The sequence below is a fragment of the Sphaerisporangium viridialbum genome (assembly GCF_049674955.1).
GTDB classification, from domain to species: domain Bacteria; phylum Actinomycetota; class Actinomycetes; order Streptosporangiales; family Streptosporangiaceae; genus Sphaerisporangium; species Sphaerisporangium viridialbum.
In genome coordinates, this window is the sequence record NZ_CP187232.1 from 9,819,396 (window position 1) to 9,833,603 (window position 14,208).

General features: G+C 66.2%; 17 protein-coding genes and 1 pseudogene. 7 read left to right on the plus strand and 11 right to left on the minus strand.

Features of this window, described 5'->3' with window-relative positions; all coding sequences use genetic code 11:
* Positions 1–15 precede the first annotated feature (15 nt).
* The gene (locus tag ACOZ38_RS44250; RefSeq protein WP_424536780.1) at positions 16–1,473 is read right to left on the minus strand and encodes an MDR family MFS transporter; all 1,458 of its coding nucleotides are present in this window, start codon (positions 1,471–1,473) and stop codon (positions 16–18) included.
* A gap of 25 nt (positions 1,474–1,498) precedes the next feature.
* Here ACOZ38_RS44250 and ACOZ38_RS44255 point away from each other — a divergent pair, with 25 nt between their 5' ends.
* Positions 1,499–1,885 (plus strand): hypothetical protein, encoded by a 387-nt coding sequence (locus ACOZ38_RS44255; protein WP_424536781.1) that lies wholly within the window; start codon positions 1,499–1,501, stop codon positions 1,883–1,885.
* An 821-nt stretch (positions 1,886–2,706) separates the two neighbouring features.
* On the opposite strand, the gene ACOZ38_RS44260 is transcribed toward ACOZ38_RS44255, so the two are convergent.
* From ACOZ38_RS44260 to ACOZ38_RS44280, 5 genes are all read right to left on the minus strand, one after another.
* Complete coding sequence (locus ACOZ38_RS44260) at positions 2,707–3,282, minus strand: hypothetical protein (RefSeq protein ID WP_424536667.1); 576 nt, start codon at positions 3,280–3,282, stop codon at positions 2,707–2,709.
* A gap of 214 nt (positions 3,283–3,496) precedes the next feature.
* Positions 3,497–3,826, minus strand: a complete 330-nt coding sequence (locus ACOZ38_RS44265; protein WP_424536782.1) for an IS3 family transposase — start codon at positions 3,824–3,826, stop codon at positions 3,497–3,499.
* Complete coding sequence (locus ACOZ38_RS44270) at positions 3,810–5,156, minus strand: IS30 family transposase (protein ID WP_424536783.1); 1,347 nt, start codon at positions 5,154–5,156, stop codon at positions 3,810–3,812. The genes ACOZ38_RS44265 and ACOZ38_RS44270 overlap by 17 nt, the downstream gene beginning before the upstream one ends.
* The gene (locus ACOZ38_RS44275) at positions 5,086–5,838 is read right to left on the minus strand and encodes an IS3 family transposase (protein WP_424536784.1); all 753 of its coding nucleotides are present in this window, start codon (positions 5,836–5,838) and stop codon (positions 5,086–5,088) included. Before ACOZ38_RS44275 ends, ACOZ38_RS44270 begins: the two co-directional genes overlap by 71 nt.
* Positions 5,835–6,122: a transposase gene (locus ACOZ38_RS44280; protein WP_424536785.1), complete on the minus strand. Its 288-nt coding sequence runs from the start codon at positions 6,120–6,122 to the stop codon at positions 5,835–5,837. The genes ACOZ38_RS44275 and ACOZ38_RS44280 overlap by 4 nt, the downstream gene beginning before the upstream one ends.
* A gap of 134 nt (positions 6,123–6,256) precedes the next feature.
* On the opposite strand from ACOZ38_RS44280, the gene ACOZ38_RS44285 reads away from it, so the two are divergent.
* The 6 genes and pseudogenes from ACOZ38_RS44285 to ACOZ38_RS44310 all read left to right on the plus strand — a co-directional run bounded on the left by ACOZ38_RS44285 (position 6,257) and on the right by ACOZ38_RS44310 (position 9,579).
* A complete protein-coding gene (locus tag ACOZ38_RS44285) occupies positions 6,257–6,682 on the plus strand; it encodes an MFS transporter (RefSeq protein ID WP_424537203.1) in 426 nt (141 codons plus the stop codon).
* A 77-nt stretch (positions 6,683–6,759) separates the two neighbouring features.
* Positions 6,760–7,047, plus strand: coding sequence for a hypothetical protein (locus ACOZ38_RS44290; protein ID WP_424536786.1), 288 nt, complete (start codon positions 6,760–6,762; stop codon positions 7,045–7,047).
* Between the two features lie 153 nt (positions 7,048–7,200).
* Positions 7,201–7,962, plus strand: a pseudogene (locus ACOZ38_RS44295) (MFS transporter); the annotation flags it as partial.
* 3 nt (positions 7,963–7,965) lie between these two features.
* Positions 7,966–8,685, plus strand: a complete 720-nt coding sequence (locus ACOZ38_RS44300) for an SAM-dependent methyltransferase (protein WP_424537204.1) — start codon at positions 7,966–7,968, stop codon at positions 8,683–8,685.
* A gap of 397 nt (positions 8,686–9,082) precedes the next feature.
* A complete protein-coding gene (locus ACOZ38_RS44305; RefSeq protein WP_424536787.1) occupies positions 9,083–9,316 on the plus strand; it encodes a hypothetical protein in 234 nt (77 codons plus the stop codon).
* Between the two features lie 59 nt (positions 9,317–9,375).
* Positions 9,376–9,579: a hypothetical protein gene (locus ACOZ38_RS44310; RefSeq protein WP_424536788.1), complete on the plus strand. Its 204-nt coding sequence runs from the start codon at positions 9,376–9,378 to the stop codon at positions 9,577–9,579.
* 705 nt (positions 9,580–10,284) lie between these two features.
* Here ACOZ38_RS44310 and ACOZ38_RS44315 read toward each other — a convergent pair.
* From ACOZ38_RS44315 to ACOZ38_RS44335, 5 genes are read right to left on the minus strand one after another with little or no spacing between them, the layout of a single operon-like run.
* Entirely contained in the window at positions 10,285–11,253 is a 969-nt protein-coding gene (locus tag ACOZ38_RS44315; protein WP_424536789.1) for an S-4TM family putative pore-forming effector, read from the minus strand.
* Positions 11,250–12,116 (minus strand): CBASS oligonucleotide cyclase, encoded by an 867-nt coding sequence (locus tag ACOZ38_RS44320; protein WP_424536790.1) that lies wholly within the window; start codon positions 12,114–12,116, stop codon positions 11,250–11,252. The genes ACOZ38_RS44315 and ACOZ38_RS44320 overlap by 4 nt, the downstream gene beginning before the upstream one ends.
* Positions 12,117–12,134: 18 nt before the next feature.
* Positions 12,135–12,638, minus strand: a complete 504-nt coding sequence (locus tag ACOZ38_RS44325) for a hypothetical protein (protein WP_424536791.1) — start codon at positions 12,636–12,638, stop codon at positions 12,135–12,137.
* Entirely contained in the window at positions 12,635–13,081 is a 447-nt protein-coding gene (locus tag ACOZ38_RS44330; RefSeq protein ID WP_424536792.1) for a hypothetical protein, read from the minus strand. The genes ACOZ38_RS44325 and ACOZ38_RS44330 overlap by 4 nt, the downstream gene beginning before the upstream one ends.
* 19 nt (positions 13,082–13,100) lie before the next feature.
* On the minus strand, positions 13,101–14,009 hold the full coding sequence (locus ACOZ38_RS44335) for an AAA family ATPase (protein WP_424536793.1): 909 nt from the start codon (positions 14,007–14,009) through the stop codon (positions 13,101–13,103).
* Between the last annotated feature and the right edge of the window lie 199 nt (positions 14,010–14,208).

Here is a 14,208-nt window from a genome sequence, read left to right on the forward strand (position 1 = left end):
GCCGTCACGCCGACTTCATAGACCGTGTCCCTCATGCTCGCCGGTGCTCTCCGCCCGGGCCGGTAGGAGCAGGGCGGTGACGACCACGGCCACGGACAGCACCGCGCCGATGATGAAGGCCAGTCGCATGCCGCCGAGGTTGGCGAGCACCTCGGTGGCTCCCTGGGATCTCAGGGCATCGGCTCGCGCGCTCATCACGGTGATCACGAGCGCGGTGCCGATGGCCGCGGCGACCTGCTGGATTGTGCTCAGAATCGAGCTGCCGTGGGAGTAGAGGTGCGAGGGAACCGCTCCAAGCCCAAGGGTGAACACCGGGGTGAAGGTCGCGGCCAGACTTACCATCAGCAGCGCGTGCAGAGCAAGGAGCTGCCAGTACGGCATGGTCATCGTGACCTGGGTGAAGCCGGCGAGCGCGAGCGTGATCCCGATCGCGCCGGGGATGACCAGAACCCGGCCGCCGAACCTGTCGAACAGGCGGCCGACGGTCGGACCGAGCAGACCCATCGCGAGGCCGCCCGGCATCACGAGGAGTCCGGTCTGCAGGGCGCTGAGTCCGCGGACGTTCTGCAGGTACAGCGGCAGCAAGATCATTGAGCCGAGCATCGCCATGAAGGCCACCGACATCAGGATCAGCGCGACCGTGTAGGTGCGGTGCCGAAGGGTCCGCAGGTCCATCAACGGCACGCCGCGCTTCTGCAACGACAGCTGGCGAACGACGAAGACGGCGATGGCGACCAGGCCGGCCGCCACGATCCCGACGGCAACGCCGACGTTATCGCTGCCGAGCCGGCTGAGCCCGTAGACCAGGCCGCCGAAGCCGGCCGCGGCAGTCGCCACACTGAACCAGTCGATGGTGCTGAACTGGGGCTCGCCAATGTTCTTGAGCTGCCTCAGGCCGCCCCAAGTGATCGCGGCGGCGATGGGGAGCACCACGGCGAAGAGCAGGCGCCAGGACCCGAGCTGAAGGATCACCCCCGAGATCGCTGGGCCCATCGCGGGTGCGACCGAGATGGCCAGACTGACGGTGCCCATCACCCGGCCCCGGTCCTTCTCGGGCACCACCTGCATCAGCGTCGTCATCAGCAGTGGCATCATCACAGCCGTCCCGGACGCCTGGATGATTCGGGCGCCCAGCAGCACCTCGAACGACGGCGCGACGGTGGCCAGCGTCGTGCCGAGCAAGAACAGACCCATCGCCGTGGCGTACGCGTGGCGCGTGGACACCCGCTGCAAGAACCACCCGGTGATCGGGATGACCGCGGCCATGGTCAGCATGAAGGCGGTCGAGAGCCACTGCGCAGTCTGCTCGGTGATGTGCAGCGCCCCCATCAACTGCGGGATCGCGTTGATCATGATCGTCTCGTTGAGGATGACCACGAATGTGGCGAGCACCAGCAGCCGGATCACGGCCGGCGTGCGACCTGAAACGGCGGTCGCGGACTTGGCGGGTGAGTCGAGCTGTGGGATGGACACGGCACCTCGATCGGAGTTGTCGGACATGACGTCGCCACTGCTGGCGTTCCAGCCGTGGGTCTCACATGAATTCGTCGTCACGCAAAGCCTGACCGGCACCACCGACAAAACTCATCGCCCGACCCCAGCATTCCGGCAAGCCATGCGAAATGTCACCCGGTTTTCACCCGGCGGACGCCCTCCAGATCGCGCGAAGGAGCACCCGTATCGCTCCCTGGCCTGGGTGAACACCACGCACACCACACGCCCCGAGGACCGGGCCACCGCGGCAGCGAGCACCACGAACCGGGAATGGTCGCCGATCCCACGTGACTCGCCCCTGAGGTCGAACAACCTGATGACCCTCTGCGGCAAGGAACGGCCATCGATCAGCCAGGCCGACCGTCGCCTCATGGGTACCGGAGTGCGGTAGGACGGTCCGATGTGCCCAGCGGCGACTGTGCGCGGTCACGGTCTTGTCCACCACCCCGGCGGGATCGTGCCGTCAATGCCACCGATCGCCCGCGAGGCTCCCTGCCGGATGACTTCGGCAAAAGCGGCCGACCCGTCCCGGCATACCACCTTCACCCTGGGATGCCGGGCCACCGGCTGGCAGATCCGCCGGCTGACGTCCCGTCACAAGGCACGCAGCCAAAGCAGCCTCTACCGCATGCGAGGCTTCACGATCTCCGGCACATCCACGCCACGACCCTGCTCCTTGCCGGCGTCCCCGTTCACGTGGTCACCGCTCGCCTCGGTCACGCGGATACGCTACTCGCCGACCGCCTGGGCGAAGACGTCAGCCGCAGAGGCTTCCGCCGCGCGGATCACGTGGGCGTAGACCCGGAGCGTGATCGGGCGGGGGGCATGGGCCAACCCTCCTGTTAGCAGAGGTGTTAGCAAGATCCCGAGATTGTCAGGACAAACACAAAGGCCCGTCCCAGGTTTTCCCTGGTGACGGGCCTTCTAGCGTGAGCGCGGCCGACAGGAGTCGAACCCGTAACCTTCTGATCCGTAGGGAAAGGCAGATGCCTCGTCGATGGCATCCCGCGCTGCTCAGACAGTGGATGCGGTGTGATGCCGTGTGATCGCGTAAGGCAGTGTTGCTGTACGGACTGCTGTACAGCAGATCGGCTGCCGGACCATCGACGCAGCCGCGGTTCGGACTACCGAGGAGGGAAGTCCAATTCAACGAGGGTCTTAGACCCTGCTAACAAAAGCTTAAGTGCACGGCTTTCACATGCGGAAACGGGGCTAGCGACCGATCATGGTCGCGTCGGGGAGTGCCTGCTTGACCGCCTCCGGCGTGCCTACCACGACCGTCAACTTCCCCTTGGTCTTCTTAGCCGCCGCGTTCCCGTAAACCCGCGCCTTTCCCAGGTCCTTGGCCTCGACGGTGACGAACATCCGGGTGGGCGTGCACCACAGCGTCACCGTGCTCTCCGAGTTGACTCCGGTCATGGGTTCCGTGGGCCCCGCGAAACCCTCCTCTGCAGTGGTGATGTTCCCCTCGGACTTCGTCAGGTCTACGCTCATGTTGAAGGTGCCGCTGGAGGACCCCTGGTCGGCGAGCCCACACACACCCTTGCTGTGGATCCAGGGGACCATGTCGTACTTCGCGACCTGGATCCGCGCCAGCACCTTGTCCGCCCCGTTCGGCACCCCCGACCTGGATGCCGAATCCGGCAACGCCGCCAGTGGCCAGCGGCTCGGATCCTTGAGCAGCCACTCCTTCGGCTCCTCCGTCGAACACCCCGTCAGCAGCAAGACCGCAAATATCGCGATTATTCCCCTCATCAGTAGATCATCATAGTATGGAAGCGTCTTCACGTACGGCGCGCTCGCGCTGACGTTAAGGGGTGAAGCCCCACAGGTCGATAGCCCAATGATTGATCACGCCCCGGTGCTTTCCTGACTCGAACCCCAACACCAAATCCCTTCGTCAGCAGGCTCTTACACCAGCTCGGACGAGCCCGCCGGCGGATGGTTGGCATGCCGATCAGGTGGAGTTACCCCGGTTTGGTAGACACGTCAGGGCTTGCGGCTACGCGGCAGCATAGTCGCCTTCTTGGTGGTTCTTGAGTGCGTGTCTCCGCTCGTACTGGGCGGGGCTGATCTGTCCGTTGGCGGAGTGACGGCGGCGGGGGTTATAGAAGCCCTCGATATAGGCGAACACTGCTCGTTCAGCCTCTGACCTGGTCCGGAACGTTCGCCGATCGATCAGCTCGCATTCCATGGAGGCGAAGAAGCTCTCGGTGATCGCGTTGTCGAAGCACGTCCCGGTCCTGCCCGTCGATGGGCGGATGCCGGCCTGCCGGCATCGCTGACCGAAGGCGATCGAGGTGTACTGCTTGGGTTCAAGGGGTCGTCGCAACACTGCCTTGTTGGAGCGATAGTAGGTGATCGTTGAGGGCTTCGGTTGGGGTTCTCCAGCCGAGGGTCTTGCGAGGTCGGGTGTTGAGGGTTGCGGCGATGGCGTCCAGGTCGCTTGGAGCGTGCCGGGTGAGGTCGGTGCCTTTGGGGAAGTACTGGCGGAGCAGGCCGTTGGTGTTCTCGTTGGTGCCGCGCTGCCAGGGGCTGTGCGGGTCGGCGAAGTAGATCGCCAGGCCTGTGTCGATGCGCAGTTGGGCGTGTTGGGCCATCTCCGCCCCTTGGTCCCAGGTCAGTGACTTGCGGAGCTGGTGGGGCAGCGTCGTGATCGTGACGGCGATGGCATCGCGGACGGCTTGGGCGCCGTGCCCGGCCAGAGCCGGGCCGTTCTTGGTGCGGGGGCCGCCGTGTCCGTCCATGGGCGGTAGGTGCAGCAGCATGGTGAACCTGGTGGTGCGCTCGACCAGGGTGCCGATCGCGGAGCTGTTCACGCCGAGGATGAGGTCCCCCTCCCAGTGCCCCGGCACGGCGCGGTCCTCGGCCTCGGCGGGCCGCCGGCTGATCATCACCTCTTCGGTGACGAATTTCCTGCCGCGCTGGCGGGCTCGGGCACGGGGGACGCGCATCGCACGTCCGGTGCGCAGGCACGCGGTCAATTCGCGGCGCAACGCCCCGCGGCCCTGGATATACAGGGCCTGGTAGATCGCCTCATGTGAGATCCGCATCGTCTCGTCCTCGGGGAAGTCCACTCCAAGCCTGCCCGCGATCTGCTCTGGGCTCCAGCAGGTCGCCCAGCGCCGGTCCTGGCGGCGCCCGTGACGCCGTCCGATCCAGCGCACCTGCGGGCCGGGAACGGGCGTCCCGCAAGCTGCGGTGACCGTGCCGGCGAGCCTGTCTTGAACGTAGTTGCGCAGCCGGTCGTTCGCGGCGAGTTTGGCGACCTTGGGGCGCCGGGCGCGCCGGTCGGCATGCCACTGCGCGGTCGAGGCCCAGTAGTCCAGGCGGCCACCGCGGGTGGCGGCGTTACGCCGCAACTCACGTGAGATCGTGGACGGGGACCGGACCACCTTACGGGCGATGTCTCGCACCCCGCACCCTTGGGCGCGCAGCAACGCGATCTCCTCACGCTCGGCGAACGACAGATACCGCCCCGACGGCGGGGCGAGGCTGATCGGCGGCATCCCGCCACCCTGACGGAACCACCGGGACCCCAGCGGTGCCGACACGCCGCACGCGAGCGCGGCGTCCTCGCTGGACAGCCCTTCAGCGATCCTCCGCCAGAAACGCTGCTGCTCTTCTCGCCGGTTGGCCGGAGGCCGTCCGGGAGACCGCATCGGCGCACGACCAGCCCGCAACCTTCTGTCCGCCACAACACACTCCGCTCTTCATGTGTTGCGACGACCGGTTGAGTCCGCCCTGGCTGCCCTTGTCGCTGTGATGGATCACTCCGGGGTCGGGGCGGCGCTGGTGGATCGCCATCGCCAGCGCGTCGGTCACCAACTCGGTGCGCATGTGGTCGGCCATCGCCCACCCGACGATCCGGCGTGAGAAGACGTCCAGGACCACCGCGAGGTAGAGGAAGCCCTGCCAGGTCGGCACGTAGGTTATGTCCGCGGTCCAGACGCGGTTCGGCTGATCGGTGGTGAACTTCCGCCTGACCAGGTCGGCCGCGGCGGCCTGCCTGCTGGGGATCGTCGTCCGGCAGCCCTTGCGGCGGGTCACACCGGTCAGCCCGGCCGTGCGCATGAGCCGGGCCACCCGCTTGCGGCCGATGTGGATGCCGTCGATCTCGCGCAGGTCGGCATGGATGCGCGGCGCGCCGTAGATCCCATCGGACGCCGTGTGGTGCGCACGGATCTTTTCGGCCAGCTTCGCATCACGACGGGCACGAGCCGACGGACCGCGCTGCAGACGCTTGGCCCACGCGTAGTAGCCCTGGCGCGACACACCCAGCACCCGGGCCAGCAGGGAGACATCGTGGTGGCCCTTCTCCGCATGGATCAGCCGGAACCTCATCTCGGCAGATCCGTCTCCCGCGCGAAGAAAGCCGCGGCCTTGCGCAAGATCTCCTTCTCCTCGCGGAGGATCTTGTTCTCCCGCCGCAGCCTGGCCAGCTCGTCCTTCTCGGCGCTGGTCAGGCCGTCCTGGCGGCGGCCATCATCGAGATCTGCCTGGCGCACCCAGGTACGAATCGACTGCGCAGAGGGCTCGAACTCCTTGGCGAGCTCCTCCGGCGATCGTCCCGCGCGCACCAGCTCCACCATCTGCCGGCGAAACTCCGGCGGATAGTTGTTCGGCACAGTGGACTCCTTCTTCCGGGAACCAGGGTTCCTCAGAGATCAGGTGTTCACCAAACCGGGGCAAGACCAAGGGCACAATTGCGCCCGTGTCGGAACTTTCCGCAAGTGAGTCCAGCAGCGAAGATCAACGATGGATGCGGCCGGGAGTTGCCGGGATCGGATCGGCGAGCTTCCTTGCTGATGTCGGCCACGAGGTGCCAACGGCCTTGTTGCCCAGTCTGCTCACCTCGGCTCTGGGAGCACCGGCCGCCGCGCTTGGTCTGATAGAGGGCATCGCTGATGGTCTTGCTGGAGTCGGCCGCCTGGCAGGTGGCGCGCTTGCCGATGATCCTCGGCGACGCCGGACGGTGGCGGTGGGGGGGTACACCACAACTGCTGTCCTGTCGTCCCTGCCGGGGGTTGTGACCAACGTCTGGCAGGCGGGGGCTCTGCGGTCCGCAGCGTGGTTTGCCCGTGGCCTGCGTGTTCCGGCTCGCAACGCCCTGTTGGCTGACCTGGTTCCGGCCAGCGCTTACGGTCGGGCGTACGGCTTCGAACGGGCGATGGAGTTGGTCACGTAGAGCGACAATGAGGCCGTCAGGTTCGGCGGACCAGGAGTGAGGCGGTCGTGCATTTCACTGTGAGAGTGGTGGGGCGGATGAGCGGAGACGCCGTCGCGCAGCGCACCGCCGACGCGTTGGGCATCTTCAACTCGACGCCCCAGTTTCTCAGCAATGAGCGCTGGGAGATCGAGGTCGTCATCCCCGACGAGGCGCAGGACGTGGAGGAGAGCCCGGACGGTGGGATCGCCTCGGCCTGGGAGCTGTACTGCGACACGGGCGACGACCCGGACGATCAGGCAGCGCGCGAGGACCTGAGGCGCGTCAGGCGGGCTCTGCTGGAGGGCGGGGCCTCGGACGTGGAGATCGAGGAGTCCCAGTCGTAGGATTCGGACAGCGAAGGACGGCCCGCCGGGAAACCGGGGGGCCGTTCGTCACGTAGAGATTGCGGACCAGGGCGAGGGCCTCTTGCGGGCTGCCGGTGAACCAGACCTGGTCCTCATAGCCGTCCTTGCTCGCCAGATAGATGGCAAGTTGGGGCGATCGGCGGCCCGTTGCTCGCTCTCGGTCTGGTCGCGCTGTTCAGCGTGCGGACGGCGATCTTGGTGTCTGTCGTTCCTGGCATTCTCGCGGCGTTGGCGATCGTTTATGCGATCCGCAAGGCCGCTCGACCTACGGTGCGGGAACGTGTTCCGATCAAACTGCGTATCCGGCCTGTGCTCCAGGGGGATCTCGGCCGTCTGCTCGGTGCCATCACGGCGTTTGAAGTGGGCAATGTCGCTGCCACCCTGCTCATTTTGCGGGCCACTCAACTTCTCACTCCAGGACATGGCACGCAGGCGGCTACGAGCATCGCTCTTGGGCTGTATGTCGCCTACAACGTCGCCGCCACCGTGGCATCGGTACCCGCTGGACATACCGCAGATCTACTCGGGCAACGTGGCCCTGTCCTGGTCATGACCGCAGGCGTGGCCCTGTTCGGTGTCGCCTACGCTGCCTTGGCCTTCGACACTGCGAGCGTCCTCGTCTTGGCCTTGCCCTTTGTCGCGGCTGGACTGGCCATCGGTTGTGTGGAGACCGCAGAGCACGCGGCCGTCGCTGCCCTTGCCCGTGCTGATATCCGGGGATCTGTCGGTCGGGACTGTACGGTTAACTGGACACACTCTCTCCAGCCTGCGAAGTTCGCCCGTCTTGGGGTCGAACACCTCGGGGTCTTCGCTGATCCGGATGTTGGCGCCCCACACGGGGAGTGCTCCGCTGGTCGGTACCACGATCTTTGTCGTGCCATAAGCCTATGTTGAGCAATAGGAAGTAAGGACAACTTCGCGGTTGATCGGGAGCGTGCCGAGGAGGTGATCCGGCGGTCTCCGCATGTGCCGTTGATGGCTCGGGCCAATCGGGAGTTCCTGGGCCGTGCGGTGCGGTTCCTGGCCGGTGAGGCCGGTATCCGGCAGTTCGTCGACATCGGGGCCGGGCTGCCCACGCGAGAGAACGTTCACCAGGTGGCTCAACGCACCGATCCTCGTTCGCGGGTGGTCTACGTCGACAATGACCCGATCGTGCTGATGCACGCTCGCGCGTTGCTGGCCGACAACCCGAACACGCACGTGATGGCCGGCGACCTGCGTCGGCCCTGGGAGATCCTGGGTGATCCGCACGTCCGTGGTGTGATCGACTTCTCGGAGCCTGTGGCGGTCCTGCTGTGCGCCATCCTGCATTTCGTCGCCGACAAGGAAGACCCGTATGGGATCGTCTCGACGCTGGTCGAGGCGATGGCGCCTGGTTCGTACCTGGTGATCTCGCACGCGGAGCGGCACAGGGAGCTGAGCGGGGCAACCGATTCCTACCGCGGTGCGAGCGCTCCGGCGGTGCTGCGTTCCTGTGTGGAGATCGCCGAGTTCTTCGACGGCTTGCAACTGGTTGCGCCGGGGGTGGTCTATCTGCCGTTGTGGCGGCCCGACGGGCCGCTGTTCTTCGAGGACAACCGCGTACGGGCCTACGGCGGGATAGGGCGCAAGCCGTGACCGCTCTTGGGCCGGCGGGCGCACAGATTACGGCCATCGGCGGGTTCTCCGGGGTGCGGCGTTTCCCGGTCGCCGTAACCGCGCTGCGGTTGTGCCGGGAGTTGGAGTCTTTCGGGATCACCGCGGACCCGCACGAGGGTGATCGTGTGGCGGCGCTGTCGGTGTGGGAGGGCTTGGTGATCTGGTGCGAGACCGACCATGCCGGCATGCGTTACCGCTGGTGGACCGGCCGCGTATCCGCGTACAGGGCGGTGGGTCTACACCTGGTGTTCCGCGCAAGCCCCCAAATCGGCGGCACGGCGGATAGCCACCCGCTACCGCGAACTTCGGGCACTCAAGGCCGAGAGCGGGTCTGGCCGCCACTGACCTGGAGATCGTCTGGGTGAAGTCAGAGAAGGTGCACGCATTCAGACACGGCATGGTCGGCGGGGTGCGAGCCTTCACCTTGGACGTGATCTCCCGGCCTTACGAGCTGCACTGCAAGCTGCCCGGTCCCAAGGGTGCACAGGAGATCGAGAGGTTCGCCAGCGAGGAAGCCGCCTACGCGCGAGCACGCGACAAGGTCGCCGAGTTCCTCCAACTGTTCGGCCAGGTGCTCCCGGCCGCCGCCTCGACACCAGGCGGGCCATGACCGCGCCGAGCGCCTACCGGGACCGTGCCGCTGGGAACGCTTCTCGACGGCCGTTGCCGTTGAGTGAGCCCGGTCGCCGGCGGGGCGGCGACTGTGCGCACCTGCGGGTGCGCTGGACGTGGATCTGGCCCTACGTCGGCCACCTGCCCGGCGGGGCCACCTGCGGGGACTGCGGCACCTGGTGGCGGCTGGACCTCATCCCGCCGGCCGTGCTTGAGCGTCTTCCGGCAGCGGGCGCGCCGCGTGAGGAGACGGCGCGGTGAGGGCGTGGAACGCGTCGGCGATCTCGCGGGCTGCCTGGTCGGGGCCGATGCGGTCGACCGGCTGAACCACAGTCTGGACGTTGACGGCTGAGGGCGTTGCTGTATTCCGCTGCTGTACAGGCATCAAAAAGGCCACTTCCGAAGATCGGAAGTGGCCTTTGAGCTGGAGCGCGGCCGACAGGAGTCGAACCCGTAACCTTCTGATCCGTAGCCAGCTCGAGAACGACTACCCGCATCTCTCGACGTCTCGTTTGCCTTACTCAGAGCGCGTTTCCTCTTGATCGACTTCTGCTGGTGTCCACCAGCATCCAAGGACCGTGTTAGCAGAACCGTTAGCAAGATCTTGGGCCTTCGACGTGTACACCCTTCTGTCACACAGTTCGTCACTCGCGAAGTGCGTACCCCTGAATCGCGCCTTCCCGCGACTGCGGTAGAAGGAAAAGGTGGAATTGGCGAAAAGACATGATAACGGACGAAGAAGCCAGTAATTTGATCGTCGATCTGTCCTGCTAGGCGGCCAGCACGGCGTCATGGAGGGCGGCGTCCATTCCACGCCCTTGGACACCCGGCATCACGCCCAGTTCCCGCAGCACGGCGTGTGCGGGCTGTCTGCCCGACACCGGGTTGACCCTGGGCCGATTAGGGCTGTCATCGCCCGGTTGAGGCAGTCCACTAGGCGGGACCGGAGTGTCCCGCCCAGTGTTGCTATGGAGGCAGCGGCACGTGCTGGGCAAGCCGAAGGCGATGGCCTTCTGCAGTGTCGCCGAAGTCGCGTTCGTCGTTGTCGCGGAAGTGTTTGTAGAACCACTCGGGCACTCGGGTGGTGTCCAGGCGTGTGCGGAGAACTCCGTCCTGTACGTCGCGAGCGACGTCCCGGAGCCGGTGCCACTCGGCTTTGGGAGGGGGGCCGGGGCGTCCGTTGTGCAGTTCGGTGTTGACGATCTTGATGAGTCGTTCTCGCTCGTCGGCGACGCGCTGTTGGCCTGCCCAGATTTCGATGGCGATCTGGTAGGCGGCCAGGGACGGGACGAAGAAGCTTAGCAGTGTGTCCGGGAGGGTTGCGTTTGCGACCACGAGGCCGGCGGCCAGGCCGATCGCGATCCACAGGACCGCGGCGGTGGCGACGAGGTAGCTGTATCGGCGGCGGAGGCGGGCGTCCCAGGAGAGGTTCTGTTCCTGGGCGATAAGGACGTCGAAGGGGTGGTGGACGTCGGCGGTGGAGTCGTACCAGCCGTCGGTGATGCGCTTGTCCTTCGCGCCTCCTTGCAGAAGTTTGCGCGCGAGGCGGTAGACGTCGGGTTCGGGGACGGGGTCGCCTGCGACGGTGGAGCGCCACGGCAGGTGGAACAGGGCGATGTCGAACATCTCCTGAAGCAGGGCGCCCTGGCGGGCGGTGTTCCCGGCCAGGCGCTTGAGCCAGAACGCGGAGACGATGAACCAGAAGAAGCCGATGATGGACACCACTTGCCGGCCGTGGCCCAGCAGGGTGATTAGGACACCGGCCACCGCGAGGACGGCCGCCGCGGTGACCCGGATGGCTTCCAGCAGTTGGCCGCGTTGGTGGCTTGCCGACGCAGCGCGCTGCAAGCGCAGCATGTCGTCGTCGAGTTGCCGCTCGTGGATCGCCCGTGGCGGCACGCCACGGGGGCCGTCAGGGTTGGTGGAGAGGTTCAAGGCCTGGTTATCCGGTTTCCGAACAGCTTATTCCACTCGTCATAGGCGGCGCGTTCTTGGTCCTCGTCCTCCAGGTCCACTGCTCGTTCGGCGATGGCGCGAGCCTGGTTGAGCGCGTTGGCCGCTGCGAGTTTTTGGGTCGCGTTCATAACCGCGTTGACATCTCCGCCCAGGCCCGCGGGGTCCGGCCATTCGTCGCCGATGCGTTCGGCGGCGGTGGCCAGGAAGAGCACGATCTCATCCTGGTAGCGCCCGATCGGTGGCTTCACTAGGGACTGGGCCATGACCTCTAGCAGGAAGGAGGGCGACACGGGCTCGCCGAGTTCGCGGTTGATGCCTTTGACCATCTTGACGAAGGGCACGTACTTACCGTCGCAGTCGTCGTTCTTGGCGATGCTGAGCTCGTGGTGGCGCTTGGGATTGGTCGCGATCCAATCGCCCGCCGAGGGATTGGGGATGAAGTAGCCGCCGCCCTCGCGGTCGAAGGCGGGGACGACGTCGATCGACATGACCTCGTCGTCGGCGCCATAGGGGATGACGACGGCCATGCCGTCCCGGGAGGCGGCGCTCCACTTCTGGCGGAGCAGCGTCTCCAGGGCGTTGATCACCTGGATCGGGGCTTGGTCGCGGTAGCCGGCCTGGGAGCCGTCGGCCTTAAGGACGACGAAGATGTCAATGTCCTTGAGCTTCTTCGTTTTGGTGTCGCGCCGGTAGCTGCCAGTGAGGAAGTCGTCGGCGAGGTCCCAGTGCAGCCTGACGAAGTCGCGGATGGCCGCGTGGCGTGCCTTCGCCAGATCCTGTTCGGTCTTAGTGATCTCCAGGTTGTGCTTCAGCTTGACGAAAGCGTCGTCAACGTATCCCATATTGTCCCGCCCGTGATCTTAGTTGTGGAAGTAGCGCATGCCCGCTGAGGCATGAGGGGCCGAGCCGAGGGTGCCGAAGGTGATGCCGCGAAGGCCGTCGGTGCTGGCCCGCTGTCCCGGACCCCAGCCGGGCTGGGACGTGCGGGGCCCGTTGAAGGTGCAGAAGAGTTGGTAGGTGGTGCCTGCGGGCACACGGTCGAACTTGGCGCGGAACCGGGCGGCGCGGGCGCGCGAGGCGGTGAACTCGGCGTTGCCGTCGCCGGAAGTCATATAGGACACCGGGAACTCGATCACCGGCGCCACCGTGCCCGAGGGTTGATGGCACTCGAGGACGACCGTGTTAAGCGAGCCCTCCTCGATCCACGCCTTGATCGCGTTCTCGTTCTTTACCCAGTCGCGGTGCAGCCGTTCCATGTTGATGCCCAGGTCGGAGAGGACGTCGGCCATCGTCCCGAGGATGACGTCGGTCAGGTGGGTGGCGGTGTGGGTGCGGGTGTAGCTGTAGGTGTACGTGGAGGTCATCGCTCCGTCACCGCCCGTCGCAGCGCCGCGTGGTCGATCAGAGGAACGGAGCTGGCTGCCTCTACTTGCGGCGTCGGCGGTGCGGCGTCGGACAGGCGGGCGTGGCCGCCGGCGGCGGCCTTGACCTGATCCTCGAGTGGCGCCGGGGAAGGCAGGTAAATGGTGAAGCTCCCCGCCCCCGCCGCGCCGGGGGGAGGGTTAAGGTTCTCCTCGAAGGTCAGCGCCGCCGTGCCGGATACGGTCGTGATCTCGCAGTGCACCTTGCCAGCCACCAGGGTGATCGGGTGCCGCTCCAGATGTCCCGCCGCGATCAACATCCGCCCGACCGCCTCGGCGGCCGACAGGGCCTGCTCAGCCTCGCCGCGGAACAGTGCGGAGGACTGCGCCACGGTGTCCGCGACGAGCTTGGCAATCACCGTCCAGGTCGCGCTGGCGCTACGCACAGGGGAGGCCGCTACCTGCCTAGTGCGCAGCATGGGCCGCCTCTGGGTGGTACGTCGCCTCACCGACGGCGTTGCGGACGGCCGCGGCGAGGTCGTGCTCGGTGAGCATGCCGGGGTCCAAGACCGTGTCCAGCCGCTGAGCAAGGGCTTCGAACACCGCCTTGCGCGCGCGGCGGCCGTCCAGCCCACGAGCAATCTGGGCGAGGCCGTTCATCCCGGCCGAGCGCGCCAACTCCCGCAACGCGGGGTACTTGTCGGCGAGCGTGAGCAGCGTGGAGGCCAGGATCTCCCGCAGCGCCGCCGGCTCGGGAAGCGGGACGAGGATAGCCGCGTCGGAGCGGGAGAGGAACGCATGGTCGAGCGCGGACGTGAAGTTGCTCGTCGCGACGAAGAACAGGTGCGGGTGCTCAGCGGCGTTGAGGTCCAACGCGGTAAGCACCGCATCCGTGGCGCGGTGCACGTCAGCTGGATTAGCGGTCAGCGACGCTGCCGATCTGGCGACCGCCATCGACTCGACCTCATCGAGGATCACCACGGTCGGCAAGCCGTCCGAGGCGAGGCCCGGTACGTAGTCACCGAGAAGTTCGCTTACTCGCTGCTGCGACTGTCCGTGCTCGGCGCTCATCAGTCCGTGGGGGCTGATCTCGATCCGCCGTACCTTGCCGCTTGCGACGTACCCGGCTATCTGCGCGGGTAGTCCGCGCGCCAGGGTCGTCTTGCCGGTGCCGGGCGGACCGTAGAGCGTGCACAAGCCATGCAGCGCTGTCACCGCGAACGGCAGTTCGGGACGCACCATCAGGGACAACAAGGTCTGGTTGCGCAGTCGCTCCTTGATCTCGCCCGGCACCACGATGGCGTCCCACAACTTGGTCTCTGCAGAGTCGGCAACGATCACCTCATCCGACAGCACGCACTCCTGAACCTTCAACGTCTACTCCTCCCCGCAGGCGCGGTAGGCACCTCAGATTTCAACATCATCTTCTTTGGCTCCAGTAGAGTACACGACACAGGGTTCCGCGAGACGCTACAGGTCGCACAGATGTACCCCGGACACGGATTCAATTTGACTAGTCGGTAACGTAGGCATGCCTAAGATGCGAACGGACTGATCAAGATCGAAAATCGTC

Excerpts from the sequence above, each read along its gene's own strand:
- ACOZ38_RS44325 (WP_424536791.1), bottom strand. The coding sequence starts at position 12,638 with ATGACCTCCACGTACACCTACAGCTACACCCGCACCCACACCGCCACC.
- ACOZ38_RS44275 (WP_424536784.1), bottom strand. The coding sequence starts at position 5,838 with ATGAGGTTCCGGCTGATCCATGCGGAGAAGGGCCACCACGATGTCTCC.
- ACOZ38_RS44290 (WP_424536786.1), top strand. The coding sequence starts at position 6,760 with ATGAGCGGAGACGCCGTCGCGCAGCGCACCGCCGACGCGTTGGGCATC.
- ACOZ38_RS44270 (WP_424536783.1), bottom strand. The coding sequence starts at position 5,156 with ATGCGGTCTCCCGGACGGCCTCCGGCCAACCGGCGAGAAGAGCAGCAG.
- ACOZ38_RS44255 (WP_424536781.1), top strand. The coding sequence starts at position 1,499 with ATGACGTCGCCACTGCTGGCGTTCCAGCCGTGGGTCTCACATGAATTC.
- ACOZ38_RS44285 (WP_424537203.1), top strand. The coding sequence starts at position 6,257 with ATGCGGCCGGGAGTTGCCGGGATCGGATCGGCGAGCTTCCTTGCTGAT.
- ACOZ38_RS44320 (WP_424536790.1), bottom strand. The coding sequence starts at position 12,116 with ATGGGATACGTTGACGACGCTTTCGTCAAGCTGAAGCACAACCTGGAG.